15 protein-coding genes, 2 tRNA genes and 1 other RNA gene are annotated in these 16,087 nt (G+C 66.9%); 11 read left to right on the top strand and 7 right to left on the bottom strand.

Annotated features, from left to right (window positions below):
• Window positions 1–16: 16 nt before the first annotated feature.
• Window positions 17–676: a thiaminase II gene (gene tenA, locus C447_RS16025; RefSeq protein WP_007695777.1), complete on the bottom strand. Its 660-nt coding sequence runs from the start codon at window positions 674–676 to the stop codon at window positions 17–19.
• Between the two features lie 147 nt (window positions 677–823).
• Here tenA and C447_RS16020 point away from each other — a divergent pair, with 147 nt between their 5' ends.
• The 8 genes from C447_RS16020 (at window position 824) to arcS (ending at window position 7,759) form a co-directional block, all read left to right on the top strand.
• Window positions 824–1,288: a hypothetical protein gene (locus tag C447_RS16020; RefSeq protein WP_007695776.1), complete on the top strand. Its 465-nt coding sequence runs from the start codon at window positions 824–826 to the stop codon at window positions 1,286–1,288.
• A gap of 214 nt (window positions 1,289–1,502) precedes the next feature.
• Window positions 1,503–2,036 carry a cob(I)yrinic acid a,c-diamide adenosyltransferase gene (locus tag C447_RS16015; RefSeq protein WP_007695775.1) on the top strand — a complete coding sequence of 178 codons (534 nt, stop codon included), beginning with the start codon at window positions 1,503–1,505 and terminating at the stop codon, window positions 2,034–2,036.
• A gap of 40 nt (window positions 2,037–2,076) precedes the next feature.
• Window positions 2,077–2,151: transfer RNA gene (locus C447_RS16010), tRNA-Val, on the top strand.
• Window positions 2,152–2,456: 305 nt separating this feature from the next.
• Window positions 2,457–2,984 (top strand): hypothetical protein, encoded by a 528-nt coding sequence (locus C447_RS16005; protein ID WP_007695774.1) that lies wholly within the window; start codon window positions 2,457–2,459, stop codon window positions 2,982–2,984.
• 55 nt (window positions 2,985–3,039) lie between these two features.
• On the top strand, window positions 3,040–3,927 hold the full coding sequence (locus tag C447_RS16000) for an alpha/beta fold hydrolase (protein ID WP_007695773.1): 888 nt from the start codon (window positions 3,040–3,042) through the stop codon (window positions 3,925–3,927).
• Window positions 3,924–4,487 carry an NUDIX hydrolase gene (locus C447_RS15995; RefSeq protein WP_007695772.1) on the top strand — a complete coding sequence of 188 codons (564 nt, stop codon included), beginning with the start codon at window positions 3,924–3,926 and terminating at the stop codon, window positions 4,485–4,487. The genes C447_RS16000 and C447_RS15995 overlap by 4 nt, the downstream gene beginning before the upstream one ends.
• 30 nt (window positions 4,488–4,517) lie before the next feature.
• Window positions 4,518–6,020: a tRNA guanosine(15) transglycosylase TgtA gene (gene tgtA / locus C447_RS15990; protein ID WP_007695771.1), complete on the top strand. Its 1,503-nt coding sequence runs from the start codon at window positions 4,518–4,520 to the stop codon at window positions 6,018–6,020.
• On the top strand, window positions 6,017–7,759 hold the full coding sequence (gene arcS, locus C447_RS15985; RefSeq protein WP_007695770.1) for an archaeosine synthase subunit alpha: 1,743 nt from the start codon (window positions 6,017–6,019) through the stop codon (window positions 7,757–7,759). The genes tgtA and arcS overlap by 4 nt, the downstream gene beginning before the upstream one ends.
• Window positions 7,760–7,781: 22 nt before the next feature.
• Here the strand turns inward: arcS and C447_RS15980 are convergent, their stop codons facing one another.
• The 3 genes from C447_RS15980 to C447_RS15965 all read right to left on the bottom strand — a co-directional run bounded on the left by C447_RS15980 (window position 7,782) and on the right by C447_RS15965 (window position 10,345).
• Complete coding sequence (locus tag C447_RS15980) at window positions 7,782–9,173, bottom strand: APC family permease (RefSeq protein WP_029601945.1); 1,392 nt, start codon at window positions 9,171–9,173, stop codon at window positions 7,782–7,784.
• Window positions 9,174–9,544: 371 nt separating this feature from the next.
• Window positions 9,545–9,808, bottom strand: a complete 264-nt coding sequence (locus tag C447_RS15970) for a hypothetical protein (protein ID WP_007695765.1) — start codon at window positions 9,806–9,808, stop codon at window positions 9,545–9,547.
• A gap of 462 nt (window positions 9,809–10,270) precedes the next feature.
• Window positions 10,271–10,345, bottom strand: a tRNA-Arg gene (locus C447_RS15965).
• Between the two features lie 86 nt (window positions 10,346–10,431).
• Here C447_RS15965 and C447_RS15960 point away from each other — a divergent pair.
• Both C447_RS15960 and C447_RS15955 read left to right on the top strand, forming a co-directional pair.
• Window positions 10,432–11,271, top strand: a complete 840-nt coding sequence (locus tag C447_RS15960) for a geranylgeranylglycerol-phosphate geranylgeranyltransferase (protein WP_007695763.1) — start codon at window positions 10,432–10,434, stop codon at window positions 11,269–11,271.
• A gap of 35 nt (window positions 11,272–11,306) precedes the next feature.
• Complete coding sequence (locus tag C447_RS15955; protein WP_007695761.1) at window positions 11,307–11,714, top strand: CoA-binding protein; 408 nt, start codon at window positions 11,307–11,309, stop codon at window positions 11,712–11,714.
• A 6-nt stretch (window positions 11,715–11,720) separates the two neighbouring features.
• Here the strand turns inward: C447_RS15955 and C447_RS15950 are convergent, their stop codons facing one another.
• Complete coding sequence (locus C447_RS15950; protein WP_007695759.1) at window positions 11,721–12,056, bottom strand: DUF5798 family protein; 336 nt, start codon at window positions 12,054–12,056, stop codon at window positions 11,721–11,723.
• Between the two features lie 87 nt (window positions 12,057–12,143).
• On the opposite strand from C447_RS15950, the gene C447_RS15945 reads away from it, so the two are divergent.
• Window positions 12,144–12,554, top strand: coding sequence for a DUF7548 family protein (locus tag C447_RS15945; protein WP_007695758.1), 411 nt, complete (start codon window positions 12,144–12,146; stop codon window positions 12,552–12,554).
• Between the two features lie 489 nt (window positions 12,555–13,043).
• Here the strand turns inward: C447_RS15945 and ffs are convergent.
• Window positions 13,044–13,357: signal recognition particle sRNA (gene ffs / locus C447_RS17485), an RNA gene on the bottom strand.
• 572 nt (window positions 13,358–13,929) lie between these two features.
• Window positions 13,930–15,804, bottom strand: coding sequence for a PINc/VapC family ATPase (locus C447_RS15940; protein ID WP_007695757.1), 1,875 nt, complete (start codon window positions 15,802–15,804; stop codon window positions 13,930–13,932).
• Window positions 15,805–16,087 lie beyond the last annotated feature (283 nt).

Here is a 16,087-nt window from a genome sequence, read left to right as displayed (position 1 = left end):
CTTCGAAAGCCCCGACTCACACCGGCCACGCCTCCTCGGTGTAGGCCATCTCCCAGAAGGCGGCTTCGAGCCGCGCGCTCCGCTCGAACGTCGCCCGCATCGCGTCGCGTTCGCCCGGGTACTCCTCGGCACATCGGTCGACGAACGACCGCAGCCAGGCCACGGTCTCGCGGAACTCGTCGCCGGTGTACTTCTCGATGAAGGGCGTATAGCGGTGGTCGTCGGTCGCGAGCGTCGCCATGTGGTCGGCGATGTCCAGGTAGCCCTGGCCGCAGGGGTAGACCGCCGCGCTGATCTCGGCGAACGAACCCTGGTGGGCGACCCGGAGGAGGTAGTTCGTGTACGCGACGCAGGTCGGCGTCTTCTCGACCGTTTCGAGGTCGGCGGCCGTGAGCCCGTAGTCGGCGGCGAACGCTCGATGGAGGTCGAGTTCGGTCGCGAGGGTCGTGTGCGCGATCCCGAGCAGCCGCGTCATCGTCGCCTCGTCGCGGGCCCGAACGCCCGCGACGGCGAACGTGCGGGCGTAATCGAGGAGATACCGGTAGTCCTGTTCGACCCAGTGCCGGAAGGCGGCCTCGTCGAGGCTCCCCTCGGCGAGTTCGACCACGAACGGGTGGGCCCTCTGTGCGTCCCAGAGCGCCGCGTGCGAGTCGAGGAGGTCGTCACTGAACGCCATACGCGCACCTCGTAGCCGGTTCGTATATACGTTGATAATACCACTCGATTATATCGCTCGGAACCGCTGTAACACCGGTGAAAATACGTGATCTTCGGCACGTGCCGGCGAAATCTTTAGTAGTTGGCGGGGGACAACTGTGGTGTCATGACGGACTCATCGAAAGCGACGGACGAGACCGATCCGGTCACGATCGACGTCGAGACCGGCGAGAGCGAGAACGACGAGCCGGTCGCCGAGGAACCGGAATCGGAGGAGGGGCCGCGAGCGATCGCCTTCGAGAAGGCGGTCGAGAAACTGGCACCCGACTTCGAGATCGACGGTCGGAAGGGCGAGACCATCACGGACCTCGAGACCACCGAAACCGAGGACGGCCGCCAGGTCGTCGCCACCGTCGAGACGTCGCGCTCGACCATGCTGAGCCACCGGGTAGCGAGCGCGAAACGAACGGGTCGGCGGGCCGGCATCCGTGCCGTCCTCCTCGGGGCGCTGGCCGCGGTCGTCTATGCCGTATTCGCCGGACGACGGCGGGTCAGCGAGAGCGACGCCGACGAATCACCGTTCGACGAACCGATGGACGAATCGACGGACGACGACGTCTCCATCGAGTAATCGAACGGTATCGGCACCGAGTACGCTGTTTTGAGTCGGACGACGAACGACGGGAAGTGAGTACCACGGACTGGCATGACTGGATCGGCCTCACTCCCCGCCGAATCTTCACCGTTCCTCATCATAAAACCATCGTGTATACGGTAGCAATCAAATCGACTCTCGCCAGCGGGGGCCGGCCGACATATAAGTCGTCGTCGGCCGTGGGTAGGGTATGCCGATCTATACGGGCCGGGGCGACGAGGGGCGGACCGACCTCCGCACCATGGACCGCGTCCCGAAGACGAGCCCCCGGATCGAGAGCTACGGCACCGTAGACGAGGTGAACGCCCTCGTCGGGCGGGTTCGCCCGACGGGCTACGAGGACGTCGACGACCACCTCCGGGCGGTCCAGAACCACCTCCACGTGGTCCAGGCCGACTTCGCGAACCCCGAACCGGACGACGACGACCCACAGATGGACGGGGACCGGGTCGAGGCGTTGGAGACCTGGATGGACGCCTACGACGAGGAACTCGAACCTCTCCGGTCGTTCATCCTCCCCGGCGGCGGGGACAACGGCGCGCGACTCCACCACGCCCGGGCGGTCTGCCGGCGGGCCGAACGCCGCGCGGTCGCGCTCGCCGAGGCGGAGCCCGTCAACGAGCACGCGCTGGTCTACCTCAACCGACTCTCGGACCTCCTGTTCACCCTCGCGCGCGTAGTGAACCAGCGCGACGGGGTGGGCGAGGAAGCGCCCGACTACTGAAGACAACGCTTATGATTCGGGGTCGGAAAGGGCGTGTGAAGGGTCGGTGATCTAGGCTGGTTATGATACCTCCTTCACACGGAGGAAGTCGGCGGTTCAAATCCGCCCCGACCCATGAGCATTTTCGCGGAGCGCAGCGGAGCGAAAACGCGCAATGGGGAGGAAGGATTCGAGCCAGGGAGCGGGAGGTGAGCGAAGCGAACGGGAGCGACCGCGGTTCAAATCCGCCTTGCCCTACATCCACTTCGCAGAGTCGCTCGACACGAGACGGTGATGAGGAGTGCATGTTGAGAAGAGCGCTCCACAATACATTCTTCACGGGCCCACCCTTCATGCCGATTTCAGCAACGAACGAACATAAATAAGATGCCGGCCGTGGGAGTTGGAAACTCCACTGTGTTGCCGAACCGTTCGATTCCGATGGATCGCGGCGTAGTGCTCGGGATTCTCGGTGGCGTGGTGACCGCTCTCGTCGGACTTCTCAGATACGTCGTCGTTCCGCTCCTTACCGACGAGTACAACGCCGCTTCGCCCGCACTGGTTCCGTTCTACAAAGTCATCAGCGAGACACCGATCTACCACCTCGAAACACTGACCGTCCCCTCGTTTCTCGCGGTCTTCTTCGCGGTCGTCCTCCTGCGTCGGTGGGGTCGCTCGTCCCGGACGGACGATCTGAAGGTCGTCGGTGGTGTCCTCGCCGTCCCACTGCTGACGGCGTTCGGCTGCTATCTCGTCGGAGCGGTCTGGGTCGCGGTCTTCCCCCTTCGAACCGGAACCTCGCTCGATCCCGCCTCGCTCGTCGTGGTCTTGACGTATTTCACCGTCCTGGGGTTGGCCATCGGATTCGCCTTCGCCGTAGTCGCCTTCGCCGTCGTCGGTCTCACGGTCGGCATCGGTGTCGCTGCCGGCTACCTCTCCGCGTGGGCCGTTCTTCGAATCTCGTCCTGATCTTCGTTTCGTATCGCAACAGATCATTTATCGACCACTCGTCACTGGTTCCCCTATGGACGAATCCCACGGCTACGCCCACCTCTCGGACGTCGTCCTCCACTACGCCGAGGCGGGCGACCCCGAAGACCCGCTCGTCGTCCTCCTCCACGGCTTTCCGGAGTTCTGGTACGCCTGGCGACACCAGATCCACCACCTCGCGGCCGCGGGCTATCACGTGCTCGCGCCCGACATGCGGGGCTACAACCGCTCCTCGAAACCGCCCGGCATCGAACCGTATCGCCTGACCCACCTCACCCGGGACGTCGTCGAACTGATCCACGAAATGGGACCTGAGCGTGCCACGGTGGTCGGGCACGACTGGGGCGGTGTGGTGGCCTGGGAGCTCGCCCATCGGCATCCCGAAACCCTCGATCGGCTCGCGGTCTGCAACGCGCCGCACCTCGACGCGCTCGCGCGCGAACTCCGCTCGCCGCGACAGATCCGACGGTCGTGGTACGCCGGGGCCTTCCAGGTCCCGAAGCTCCCCGAGCTCTTTCTCGGTCGGGGCGAGTACGGCTGGCTCCGGCGGCTCCTCGAAACCGGGCCGGCGAACCCCGAGGCGTTCTCGGCGGGCGACATCCAGCGGTATCGCCGTGCGATAGCCCGGCCGGGCGCGCTTCGAGCGGCGCTCAACTACTACCGCGCGCTCGTCCGAACCCGGCTTCGTCGCCGACTCGGACGGCTCGACCCGCCCGTGCGGGCCACGCGAACGGACGTGCCGACGCTACTGATCTGGGGCGATCGCGACGCCGCGCTCGGGGTCGGTCTGACACGTGATCTCGACCGCTGGGTCTCGAACCTCCGCGTCGAGCACCTCTCGGAAGCGAGCCACTGGGTCCAGAACGACGCGCCGGACCGGGTGAACGACCTCTTGTGTGACTTCCTCGAAGCGGACGTATGAGCGACGAAAACGGCGTTCCACAGGCGTGGGAGACTTTGACCACCGAGACGGCCTACGACTGTTCGGCGTTCGAGGTGGTCCACGAGTCGGTTCGGCTGCCGGACGGCACCGAGACGGGGTTCGACACCGTTCGCGAACCCGAAGCGGTCGTGGTGCTGGCCTTCACGCCGGACGACGAGGTCGTCGTCATCGAGGAGTGGCGACAGGCGGTCGGGCGGACCAACCGTGGCCTGCCGGCGGGGACCCTCGAGCCCGACGAGGACCCGAAAACCGCGGCGAAGCGCGAACTGACGGAGGAGACGGGCTACGTCGCCGGGCGCGTCGAGCCCCTCACCACCGTCGAGCCGTCGAACGGGCTCGCGAACTCTGTCCATCACCACTTCGTGGCCCACGACTGTCGACCGACGGGCGAGCGGAACCTCGATGCGGACGAGTCGATCCGCGTCGAGACCGCCGACTACGACGACCTGCTCTCGGCGCTCGCCGTCGACGACCTCCGGGACGGCCGGAGCGCGCTCTGTCTGCTCTACTACGACCGGTTCGAGGGATCAGAACGGTAGCCTTAGACCGCGCGACGGTCGAACCCGGTCATGAACGACGTCTTCGAACTCCGACGCACCGACGTCGGGGGTCGCATCGGCGAGCTTCGAGTTCCCCGGTCGGGCGTGACTGTCGAAACGCCTGCGCTGATGCCGGTCATCAACCCCAACCTCCAGACGGTCGCCCCCAAACGACTCGAAACCGAGTTCGGCGCGGAGATATGTATCACTAACGGCTATATCATTTCGAAGAACGACGACCTCCGCGAGGCCGCCCTCGACGTCGGCCTCCACGAACTCCTCGATTTCTCCGGGGCGGTCATGACCGATTCGGGTTCGTTTCAGCTCGCCGAGTACGGCGAGATAGACACCACGAGCGCCGAGATCCTCGACTTTCAGTATCGAATCGGAGCCGACATCGGCACGCCAGTCGACCTCCCGACGCCGCCGGACGCCGACCGCGAGCGTGCCGAGGCCGACCTCGCGACCACTCAGTCGCGGCTCGAATCGGTGGAAGCGGTCGACACCGGCGAGATGTTGGTCAACGCCCCCGTCCAGGGGTCGACCTACCCCGACCTCCGCGAGGCGGCGGGCCGCGACGCCGCCGCGACCGGTCTCGACCTGTTCCCGGTCGGGGCCGTGGTCCCCCTCCTGAACAGCTACCGGTACGACGACATGGTGGACGTAGTCGCGGCCGCGAAGCGGGGGCTCGGCGCGGGCTCCCCCGTCCACCTCTTCGGCGCGGGCCACCCGATGATGTTCGCGCTCGCGGTCGCGCTCGGCTGTGACCTCTTCGATTCGGCGGCCTACGCGCTCTACGCCCGCGACGACCGCTACCTGACCGTGCGTGGCACCGAGCGTCTCGCCGACCTCGAGTACCTCCCGTGTGAGTGTCCAGTCTGTGTCGAGCACACCGCCGAGGCGATCGAGGGGATGGAAGACGACGAGCGCGAGACGCGTCTCGCCGAACACAACCTCCACGTGAGCTTCGGCGAGCTCCGGCGGATCAAGCAGGCGATCCGCCGCGGGAACCTCCTCGAACTCGTCGAGACGCGTGCGCGCGGCCACCCCGCGATGCTCGACGGCTACCGCGCGCTGCTCGACCACGCCGACCAGCTCGAAACCTCGGACCCCGCCTCGAAGGACGCCTTCTTCTACCTCTCGAGCGAGAGCGCGCGCCGGCCCGAGGTCCGCCGTCACCACGACCGGCTCTCGCGGCTCTCGGTCGCGGGACGGGTCCTGCTGACCGAGGGCGACGAGAACGACGCGTTCGACGACTCCTGGCGGGTGGTACCGCCGTTCGGCCCGTTCCCGCGGGCGCTCTCGGAGACCTACCCGCTCACCGCCGAGGTTCCCGACCGGCTCGACGACGCGGCCTACGAGCAGGCGGCGCGCGGGGTTCGGGAACTCGCCGAGGCGAACCCCGACGTCGAGTTCGTGCTCGCCCACCACGGCTGGCCGGCGCGCGCGCTCGACCGGGTTCCGGACCGCGTCGCGGTCGAGCGGCTGGGATCGACGGACGAATACGACGGGGAGGACGAGACGGAGCCATGACGGAGTTCTTCGAGGTTCACGAGCGCGACGGCGCGGCCCGGATCGGCGAACTCCGGCTCACCGAGTCGCTGACGACGCCCGCGCTCTGTGACGAAATCGTGGCGGATGCGGGGAGCCTCTGGTCCACGGAACGCGACGCCCCCGAGGGCGACCCGAGCGAGCTGACGGTGCTCCCCCACCGGGCGGCCCCGGCGGGCACCCCCGAGGAGGTCGAGACGGCCTTCGATACGGACCCGACCGACGTCGACGGTCCGAGCGCCGCGGTGGTCTCGACGACGACCGCGAGCGACCGCGGCACCGACGCCTACGTCCTCTCGGACGCACCCGGTCTCGTCGGCCACGCACGGGCCTTCGTCGAAGGGATCGTCGGGGTGAAGGACGCGACCCCCGCCGACACGGCGCTCTACTTCTCGGGGGTGGCGACGCCCGCGAACGCCGCATTGTTGGCCTACACGGGTGTCGACCTCCTCGACACCGCGCGCGCCGAGGTGAAAGGGACCGAAGGCAAGTACCTCACCCGCGAGGGCGAGCACTTCCTCGAAGACCTCACCGAACTCCCGTGCGCCTGTCCGGCGTGTCGGGGACCGAGGGACGAGTTCGACCAAGCTGACTGTGCCGCACACAACGTTAACGCGCTCCAGGCCGAACTCGGGGTGGTTCGCGAGCGGATCCGGCGGGGCCGACTCCGGGATTACCTGGAGGGTCAGGCGCGCCACGCGGCGTGGCTCACCGCCGCGTTCAGGCGTCTCGACCAGCAGTACGCCTACCTCGAAGAGCGTACGCCGGTGATCCGCCGTGCTGACCTGCTGGCGGCCTCGGAGGAGAGCCTCCGACGGGTCGAGATCCAGCGCTTCGCCGACCGGGTGACGACCCGCTACCGAAATCGCTTCTCGAACCCCCTCGTTCTCGTGCCGTGCTCGGCGACGAAACCCTACAGCGAATCCCAGAGCCACGGCCAGTTCCACGACGCGACGGGGTTCCGTGCCCACACCGTCTCGATGACCTCGCCCATCGGGGTCGTCCCGCAAGAGCTCGAAACCACCTACCCCGCCCAGCACTACGATTCGGTGGTGACAGGGGAGTGGACCGCGGGCGAGGTCGAGTTCGTGACGTCGGTCCTCGAAGCCTACCTCGAACGCAACGAGTACCCCCGTGTCATCGCCCACGTCCCCGACGACTACCGGGCGATCACCGAGCGGGTCGAGGACTCCCTGGACACCGAGTTCGAGTACACCGTCGAAGCCCATCCCACCACGGCCGATTCGCTCTCGAACCTCGCGAACGCGCTCGACGGCGAGCCGAAGTTCGGCAAACGCGAACGCGAGCACAACACCGTGCGCGCGCTCGCCGACTACCAGTTCGGTGCGGGGGCGGGCGATGCGCTGTTCGGGGAGATCACCACCGAGGGGCGCTACCCGAAGCTCCGCGTCAGCGAGGACGAGCACCTCGCCACGATGGTGCCCCAGTACGGGGTGCTCGCGCTCACGCTCGCCGGTGGCCGCCGGTGGGTCGAGAGCGAGGTCGAGACGAGAACCGTCGAGATCGACGGCTTCGTCCCCCACGGCAGCGTGCTCGCGCCGGGGATCGTCGACGCCACCGACGGGATCCGCGTCGGCGACGAGGTCGTGGTCTCGGGGCCGAAGGCGTTCGCGGTCGGGCGCGCCGAGATGAGCGGCCCCGAGATGACCGAGAGCACGCGCGGGATCGCCGTCGAGGTGCGCCACGTCGAGGAGCGCTGACGCGGCTCGCGTCCGCCGCCGGTCAGTTGGTCTCCTCGCGGACGGGCGCGTCGGTCGAGGCGCGCGAGATCGAGTAGAGAACGACCCCGAAGATGGCCCAGACCAGCACGATCGCCCAGTCCTTCGGCCAGACCAGCGCGGAGGGTGCGCCCGGGAGGTAGAGCGCGAAGAAGGCGACCGACCCGACGAGCGCGAGGCCGCCGAACAGATAGCCGACGGGGAGCTCGAACGGCCGGTCCATCTCGGGTTCGTCGTAGCGTAGGTAGATGAAGGAGGCGCTGACGAGGATCCACGCGAAGACGATCCCGAGCGAGTTGGCGTTGATGATCGAGGATATCATCTGGGACCCGAGCCAGGGCGCGAGCGCGGTGACCCCGCCGATGAGGAGCACCGCGCGCGAGGGGGTGTTGTACTCGGGGTGGACGGTCGCGAGCGAGCTGGGGAGCATCCCCGATTCGGCCATCGCGAAGATCACTCGACTCGCGCCGATCAGGAACGCGCTCCAGCTCGTCAGGAGGGCGGCGATACCCGCTATCGTCATGAGCCTCCCGGCCAGCGGGTCGTCGAACACCGCGGTCATCGCGGCGGCGGCGGGGACCGGACTCTCGCCGAGCACGGCCGCCGGGAGGACCTGACCCGCCGACCAGATGCTGACGATGTAGAACACGCCGACTGCGACCACCGTGAGCAGGAGGACGGTCGCGAGCGAGCGCGGCGAGGTATCGGCCTCCTCGGCGGCCTGTGGGATCACGTCGAACCCGACGAACAGCCCCGGTACCTGGATCGCCACGACCGAAGCCCCGGCGAGGCCGACGCCCGCGAAGGGTGGGTTCGAGACCTGCGGCGCGATCGTGAGCGAGCCGGTGACGAGTACCAGTCCGGCGAGCGCGACGACCGCCGCGAGCACGAGCTGGAGCTGGGCGGTCGGGCGGACGCCCCGGTAGTTGAGGGCGGTGACGCCGACGACGCCGAGCAATCCGACCGCGACCACGCTGCCGTAGACCGGCTGGCCGAGGATCGTCCAGAGTTCGAACATCCGAAAGCCCGGGATCAGATACGAGACCGCCACCCCGAGGGCGATCGACTGGAAGGCGACGACCCCCACGTAGCCGAGGAGCAGCCCCCAGCTACACGCGAACGAGACCTTCGGGCCGAACGCCCGGAGGCTGTAGTGGTGCTCGCCGCCCGTGTACGGCATCGCCGACACCAGCTCCGCGTAGACGAGGCTGACGAACACGACGAGCAGGCCGCCGCCGGCGAACGCCAGCGTCGCCCCCACCGGGCCGGCCGCGTCGATCCAGTAGCCCATCTGGATGATCCAACCCCACCCGACGATCGCCCCGAACCCGATGGCGAACAGCTGCCACCGGGAGAGGACCCCCTGCAGAACATCACTCGTGGATTCGTCCGACACGAACACCGGTTCGCCCGACGGTCGTTTAGTCTTTCGCCGACGAAATGATCGCAGGAATCACTTCCCGTCGAGCGGGCGGTACCGAGACGTTCGTCCTCCACGACAGGTCCGTTTCGGAAAGGGTCAGATGGATACGTTTCGCGTGTTCGTTCGGGTCGAGGAAGTCGTGCGGAAGCACGTTGGGGACGAGCCGGAGTGGTTCCACGGGTGACGTGGGTCGTCGACGCGAACGTCCTCGTCGCTACACTTATTCTTGGGATCTAAACGACCGTATAGAAACCGAGAGGAGCTCCGGGAGTTGTCCGGTCAACTTCCACACGAGTGGCCTCCGAGAGCACAACGGATGGTCCTGAAAGAGGATACGGCTTGAGTTAGTCCTCCGCTGACCTGTAGTAGAAACGGTCCTCGTCTTCCAGGTATCGAGCTTCGATATCCCCACTGTTCAAAAGCAGTTCGACCCTGACAGCGATGTACTCCCTATCGGGGAAGTCGCTGTTTTTCTCCTTGAACTCCACCATTATGTCACTGATGCTATGCGCTTTCGGATGATCGTTTTCCAAGAATCGCGAGATCTTTCCGACGATAGAGTTTCTTTTCATCCCATCTTCCTCCCAATCTTGTCCACTGACCGGCATGTCGGTGGTACTCTCACCGTAGCTAAAAGTCTGGCTTTCGGAGCGTGGTCCGGCTGCACTTCGACGGAGCGAAGCCCGGGAGACCGAAGGAAGAAGACGAGGGCCACGGGCTGAGACGATCGTTGAGCTACGGTACATTAATCATCAAGACTTCGTTACTTGTAGAACGCATGACCGTGGGGGGTCCGTGTCGTCACAAGTTCGAATCAACGGTCGGGCTGCCGGTACGATCTACGGACTACCTCTACGCCATCCGGCGAATCCGAGGTGACCCACGGAACGAGTGGGCGCTGTAGGATTTGAACCGGAGAGAGACGGTCCGCTCGCTTCGCTCGCGGCTGCGTCTCTCGGGATTCAAATCCTTCGCGGTCCATGATTCGCTCCTCACGTCCGCTTTCCGTGACTTCGCTTCGCTCGTCACGACGTTTCACTCACTTCGTTCGTGAAACCGTTGCAGAATCATGGGCGCTGCAGGATTTGAACCCGCGACAGCTTGGTCCGAAGCCAAGTACTCTGTCCAAACTGAGCTAAGCGCCCTCACCAGCCGTATCCGCGAGCCGTAGTTAAATCCCGCGGTCGGCGCGTTTCGGGTGGTTTATTCCGCCACCGGCGGGACCCCTCGTATGACCGGCGAGCGGGTTCGTGGCTTCGTCGAGATCACGCGTCCGATCAACGCCATCGCGGCGGGCGCGCTGACGTTCGTCGGCGCGTTCGTCGCGAGCGGGCTCGGACCCTGGGGGGCGGTCGGGGCGGCGGCCGGCGCGACCGTGCTCGCCACCGCCGCGGGCAACACCATCAACGATTACTTCGACCGGGAGATCGACCGGATCAACCAGCCCGATCGGCCGATCCCCCGCGGTGCGGTCACGGCCCGCGAAGCGCTCGGATTCAGCCTCCTCCTGTTCGTCGGGGCGGTCGTCCTCGCGCTCACCCTCCCGCCGCTCGCCATCGCCATCGCGGTCGTCAACCTCGTCGCGCTCGTGGCGTACACGGAGTTCTTCAAGGGACTCCCCGGTGTCGGCAACGTCGTCGTCGGCTACCTCGGTGGGAGCACCTTCCTGTTCGGCGCGGCGGCGGTGGGGCGGATCACGAGCGCGGTCGTCGTACTGTTCGCGCTCGCGGCGCTCTCGACGGTCGCCCGCGAGATAATCAAGGACGTCGAGGACGTCGCGGGCGACCGGCGCGAGGGGCTCAACACCCTCCCGATCGCGGTGGGCGAGCGGCCCGCGCTCTGGAGTGCCACCGTGCTCCTCGCGGTCGCGCTCCTCGCCAGCCCGCTTCCCTACCTCCAGGGGACCCTCGGCTGGCCCTACCTCGCGGTGGTCGCGGTCGCGGACCTCGTGATGGCTATCGCCGCCGTCAACAGTTTCACCGACCCGACGACGGGTCAAGAGCGGCTGAGCTACGCGATGTTCCTCGCGGGCGGCGCGTTCGTGGTCGGCCGGCTCGCGGTGGCGTTGTAGGGGATCTTTTTGTCGTCGCCCGACGTAGAAGGGGTATGCCAATCACGGACGACGACGAACTCGCGGCGATCCTCGACCTCGATACCGTGGCGGTCGTCGGCTGCTCGTCGACACCCGGCAAGGACGCCCACGAGATCCCGCGGTATCTCCTCGACCACGGCTACGACGTGGTCCCCGTCAATCCAACCGCCGACGAGGTATTCGACCGTCGGGCCTACGACTCGCTCGCCGACGTCGAGGCGGAGATCGACATCGTGAACGTGTTTCGCCCGAGCGACGAGGTGAGCGGGATCGTCGACGACGCGCTCGACCGCGACGACGCGGACGTCATCTGGACCCAGCTCGGCATCCGCGACCCCGAGGCGACCCAGCGCGCCGAGGACGCGGGTCGGCAGGTGGTCGAGGACAAGTGCATGAAGGTCGAACACCAGCGGCTCGGGTAGGGAGCACTACTCGGCGGCCGCGGTGTCGTCGGCGCTCGGCGCGTCGTCGGCCGTGCCGTCCGTCGCTTCGGCGTCGGCCACCGTCTTCCCGGGTTCGGCCTCCTCGATCGCGGCCGAGGCCGCGGCCGCGTCGACGTCGATCCCCTGTTCGCGTGCCAGCGCGTCGAGCACCGCACGCTGGTCGTCGAGGTCGCGTTCGATCCGTTCGACGCGCTGGCTCGTGGCCTCGACGTGCTCTCTGACCTCGTTGACCTGGCTCCGGAGTTCGTCGATCTTCTGATAGAGCGTCTCGGCCATGTCGGCCACACGCTGGAGTTTCTTCGCGGTGTTTCCGAGTCCCATACCCGCTCCCTTGGGACGGAGTTACCTGGCTTTTGTGTTCGCCCGCCGAACGCGCCGATTAAGACGCCGCCCACCGGAATCGAGCCCATGAACGCCTCGCGGGTCGCCCCGGTCGTCGGCATCGTCGGCTGTCTCGCGGTGCTGGTCGCGCTCGTCGTACCGTATCTCACCACCGAGGCGGGAGCCGCCGGCACCTACTACGCCACCGGCGCGATATCCCCGCTCGTCGGCGGGCTCTTCGCCGTCGTCGCCGTCGTCGTCTTCGCCGCCGGTCGGGCCGGTCGGACCGACCCCGCGACCGCCGCTGGCGTGACCCTCGTCTTCGGTATCGTGGTCGCGCTCGTCTCGTTGGTCTGGGCGCTTACGGTCCCGGAGGCCGTCGTCTTTCAGCTCTCGACCGACTCCGCCCTCGAATATCACCGCTGGGTGCTGGCGCTGTGTTCGCTGGTGATCCCCGCGAGTGGAGTGTGGTACGCCCGCACGCTTGGACTGGTGTAGCCGGGCGGTGCAGGCCTGGCGGATGAAGGGCGAAGCCCACGAACGGAGTGAGTGGGCTGAGGGCTTCGGCGGAGGCGGTGCTGTGCGGTTGCGGTCGCGGAGGTGGTCGGTGATCTCACCGCGAGCGAACGCAGTGAGCGAGCGGGCGCGAGGGTGACCATCGTTCTCGCGAGCGGAGCGAGCGAGATCGCTCGAAACGCCGGAGGCGTTTCGCGATGTGATCAGAACGCGGAGTGTTCTGATTGCAAGCAAGAACTCTCCGGGTTCTTGCACTGCCGAAAACGCGGAGCGTTTTCGAGCAGCACGGGAGAGCCTCGCTCTTCCGGTGGGAACCCGACGCGCTTTTGATCCACATTTTGCGAGTGAAGGAGCGAGCGGCGCGAGGTTCGACTGAAGGGAGAACCTCGGCTGCGAACGGGGAACGAAGTGAGCCGTGAGCGTAGCGACTGAGCGTAGCAAAAGGTGGGTATGTAGAAGGTGGGTATGTGGAAGTGGACGGCCCGGGATTGCCCGGCGTTCCGGCGCGGGGAAGCCCGCGTGCCTCCTCCACCCCGCGATCCGGCGAGCGACGGCTGTCCGGCGGTCCGCTGCTCACTTCCGTGCCTGACGGGCTGCCGCCGATTAACCGCGGCGGGTCGTCCCTGCAGACGAACAGCCGCGGACCGCCGCCCCCGACGGACGAGGCTTCGACGTTGGCTTGCGGGGCCCGCGCCGGTCGGCGCGGACGCACCCGGGGTTCGGCCCCCGCTGAAGACCGTAGTGCGGGTTGCGAGCAGGGCCTAACTGCCCGGCCTAGTCCGATCTCAGGGTAGCCGAGTCGCCCATAAGGACCTTTCGAAACCCACCTTTTGCTGCGCTCGTTCGCTCGCGATGCTCGCTCACTCGCTGGCAAAATGTGGATCAAAAGCCGTCGTCACCCCTTTCAGGGGTTCCTCGGCCCGCTCGCTCACTCCGTTCGCTCGCGGTGAGATCACCGACCACCTCCGCGAACAACTCCGCAACCGCCCCGCACAGCACCGCCGAAGCCCTCGCTCACGCCTTCGGCGTTCGCTCGCCCTTCATCCGCCAGGAATCGCGTCCCGCAACCGCGATCTCGGCTCGCTCCCGCTCACGGTTCACTTCGCTCACGGCTTCCTGCGGTCGCCGTTCGCCTCGTGGTCGTTCGAGAGAGCAAAGCTCTCTCGTGATCGTCAAAAGAGTCTCCGACTCTTTTGGACCTCGCGGAGCTTCGCNAGCAAAGCTCTCTCGTGATCGTCAAAAGAGTCTCCGACTCTTTTGGACCTCGCGGAGCTTCGCTCCGCTCAGTGACGAAAGTCGGAGATTTTCGAACCACCTCCCGATGGTCGGCCACTCCCCGTTCACCGTTCGCGTCGAACTACGACGGTGCGACCGTGACCTGACGATTTCGGTCGATGGCGGCTTCGAGCTCCTCTGCGATGGCGCTCCCACGCGAGACCTGCACCTCGCCGCCGCGCGAGACGGTCGCGGTGAAGAGATACTCGCCGTCGGCTTGGACTTCGACCGTGTTGCCCGCGTGGCCCTCCATCGGGATGACGACGTGACGTGCGGTGATCTCGGGGGTGACGATCTCGCCCGACGTGCTGCCGTTGGTGTTGCCACCGCTACTGCTGTCGCCACCGCCGGAGCCGCTCGATCCTCCCGATCGTCCACCCGGACGCTCGTCGAAGGTCCGAACGTCGATGTCGATCCCCAGCCGATTCTCGATGTCGGTGATCCGACCGCCGCCCTTGCCGATCACGGTCGCGATGTCCGACTCCTCGACGTAGACCACGGCGGTGTTCGACCCGCGGAGTTCGACCTCGCAGTTGCCGCGCGCGGCCGACCGGATCTCCCGCTCGATCTCCTGTTTCGCGATCCGATCCACCCCGGAGTCGTCCGACTCCTCGCCCACCGGCACCGTGACGACCTGCCGGTTGAAGCTGTAGATCTCGTAGGCCGGTTCGTTCGTCTCGGCGTCCATCACCCGAATGACGGGCCGCGCGAGGTCCTCTTCGACCAGGCCCTCGGGAACTTTGACCTCGGTCTTGATGTCGTAGATCGTCGCGATCTCGCCGGCCTCGACGTAGACCACGGTGTCGACGACCTGTGGGATCATCCCCAGCTCGACCCGCCCCACGAGTCGCCCCACCGCATCGATCGCACGCGTGGCGTGGACCACCCCGACCATCCCGACGCCCGCGAGCCGCATGTCCGCGAAGACCGAGAAGTCCTCGGTCTTCCTGACCTCGTCGTAGATGGTGTAGTCGGGCCGGACCATCAGGAGCGCGTCGGCGGTGTTCTCCATCCGACCGTCGAGCGCGGTGTACTGCGTCACGTCGGGACCCACCTGCAGGTCTCTGGGTTTCTCCATCGTCTTCACCGAGAAGTCCGAGTCGGCGAGGAAGCCCGCGACGGCCCCGGCGAGCGTGGACTTCCCCGCGCCCGGCGCACCCGCGACGAGCACCCCGCGCTGGTGGTCGAGCAGGCGCTCGCGGAGGTCGTCGGCGTACTGGTAGTCGTCGAGCTCGGTCGCCGCGATCGGCCGGACGGCGGTGATCTCGATCCCGTCGGCGAACGGCGGTCGTGCCACCGCGATCCGGTAGTCGCGGTACTGGACGATCGTCATTCCGTGCCTGTCGAGCTCCGTGAACCCCTCGCTCGACGTTCGCGCCGCCAGCTCTATCTCCTCGACCCACTCGGTGAGTTGGTCTTCGGAGAGCGGCTCCTCACCCACGGCCTCGAAGCGCATCCCGCCGATCGACCCCCGCTTCGCCATCGGCACCACGCCCGTCTTGAGGTGGACGCTCATCGTCTCGTCGTCGAAGAAGCGCTCGATGTCGAGGCCCTCGACCACCCTGACCTCGGGTTCGAGGTACTCGACGGTCAGCCCCTTCGCCCGCGCGACCTCGCTCTGGACGCGGTCGCTCGTGAGCAGCGTGGCGTCGTGCTCGGCGGCGAGGTCGCGGATCAACGCGTCGACGGCCCCCTCGCCGGCGCTCGTGCGCTCGGCCTCGGCGGGCCGCCGACCGACGTATTCGAGCTCGATCCGGTCGTCGGCCGCGAGCTCGACGAGGGCTTCGAGTTCGGCGAGGCCGTTCCAGCCCGTTTCGATCCCGTCGTTCGCCTGGGATTCGAGCTCGGCCACGACCGCCTCGGGGACCAGCACCGTCGCGCCGTCGGCCGCCCCGCTCTCGACGCGGTCGGACACGCGGCCGTCGATGACCGCGCTCGTGTCCGGGACGATAGTCATGCCCGCACATCGGCCCGCAGAACGGATAAGGATGTTCAACCACTTTTTTCCTCGTCGGGTTCGCCTTCGGCGAACCACTCCTCGCAAAAACCTGGACTAAAAACTCCCGCTCACTCGCGCTTCGCGCTCGTTCGCGGTACAATCACTCACCCTTCCGCCCCGCCACCGTCCCGCAACGGCCACACGCCTCCCCAGCCGACTGCGCTCCTCGGTCGTTCGCTTTGCTCACTCCCTGCGGTGCTCATCCCTCGCACAGTGTCCGCGGTCGCGCGCTCACGTCCGT

Source organism: Halococcus hamelinensis 100A6 (assembly GCF_000336675.1).
In the GTDB taxonomy this organism is placed as follows: domain Archaea; phylum Halobacteriota; class Halobacteria; order Halobacteriales; family Halococcaceae; genus Halococcus; species Halococcus hamelinensis.
The sequence above is the reverse complement of the archived record's forward strand: the minus strand, read 5'-3'. Positions and strand labels throughout refer to the sequence as shown.

Excerpts from the sequence above, each read along its gene's own strand:
- tenA (WP_007695777.1), bottom strand. The coding sequence starts at position 676 with ATGGCGTTCAGTGACGACCTCCTCGACTCGCACGCGGCGCTCTGGGAC.
- C447_RS16020 (WP_007695776.1), top strand. The coding sequence starts at position 824 with ATGACGGACTCATCGAAAGCGACGGACGAGACCGATCCGGTCACGATC.
- C447_RS16015 (WP_007695775.1), top strand. The coding sequence starts at position 1,503 with ATGCCGATCTATACGGGCCGGGGCGACGAGGGGCGGACCGACCTCCGC.
- C447_RS16005 (WP_007695774.1), top strand. The coding sequence starts at position 2,457 with ATGGATCGCGGCGTAGTGCTCGGGATTCTCGGTGGCGTGGTGACCGCT.
- C447_RS16000 (WP_007695773.1), top strand. The coding sequence starts at position 3,040 with ATGGACGAATCCCACGGCTACGCCCACCTCTCGGACGTCGTCCTCCAC.
- C447_RS15995 (WP_007695772.1), top strand. The coding sequence starts at position 3,924 with ATGAGCGACGAAAACGGCGTTCCACAGGCGTGGGAGACTTTGACCACC.
- tgtA (WP_007695771.1), top strand. The coding sequence starts at position 4,518 with ATGAACGACGTCTTCGAACTCCGACGCACCGACGTCGGGGGTCGCATC.
- arcS (WP_007695770.1), top strand. The coding sequence starts at position 6,017 with ATGACGGAGTTCTTCGAGGTTCACGAGCGCGACGGCGCGGCCCGGATC.
- C447_RS15970 (WP_007695765.1), bottom strand. The coding sequence starts at position 9,808 with ATGCCGGTCAGTGGACAAGATTGGGAGGAAGATGGGATGAAAAGAAAC.
- C447_RS15960 (WP_007695763.1), top strand. The coding sequence starts at position 10,432 with ATGACCGGCGAGCGGGTTCGTGGCTTCGTCGAGATCACGCGTCCGATC.
- C447_RS15955 (WP_007695761.1), top strand. The coding sequence starts at position 11,307 with ATGCCAATCACGGACGACGACGAACTCGCGGCGATCCTCGACCTCGAT.
- C447_RS15950 (WP_007695759.1), bottom strand. The coding sequence starts at position 12,056 with ATGGGACTCGGAAACACCGCGAAGAAACTCCAGCGTGTGGCCGACATG.
- C447_RS15945 (WP_007695758.1), top strand. The coding sequence starts at position 12,144 with ATGAACGCCTCGCGGGTCGCCCCGGTCGTCGGCATCGTCGGCTGTCTC.
- C447_RS15940 (WP_007695757.1), bottom strand. The coding sequence starts at position 15,804 with ATGACTATCGTCCCGGACACGAGCGCGGTCATCGACGGCCGCGTGTCC.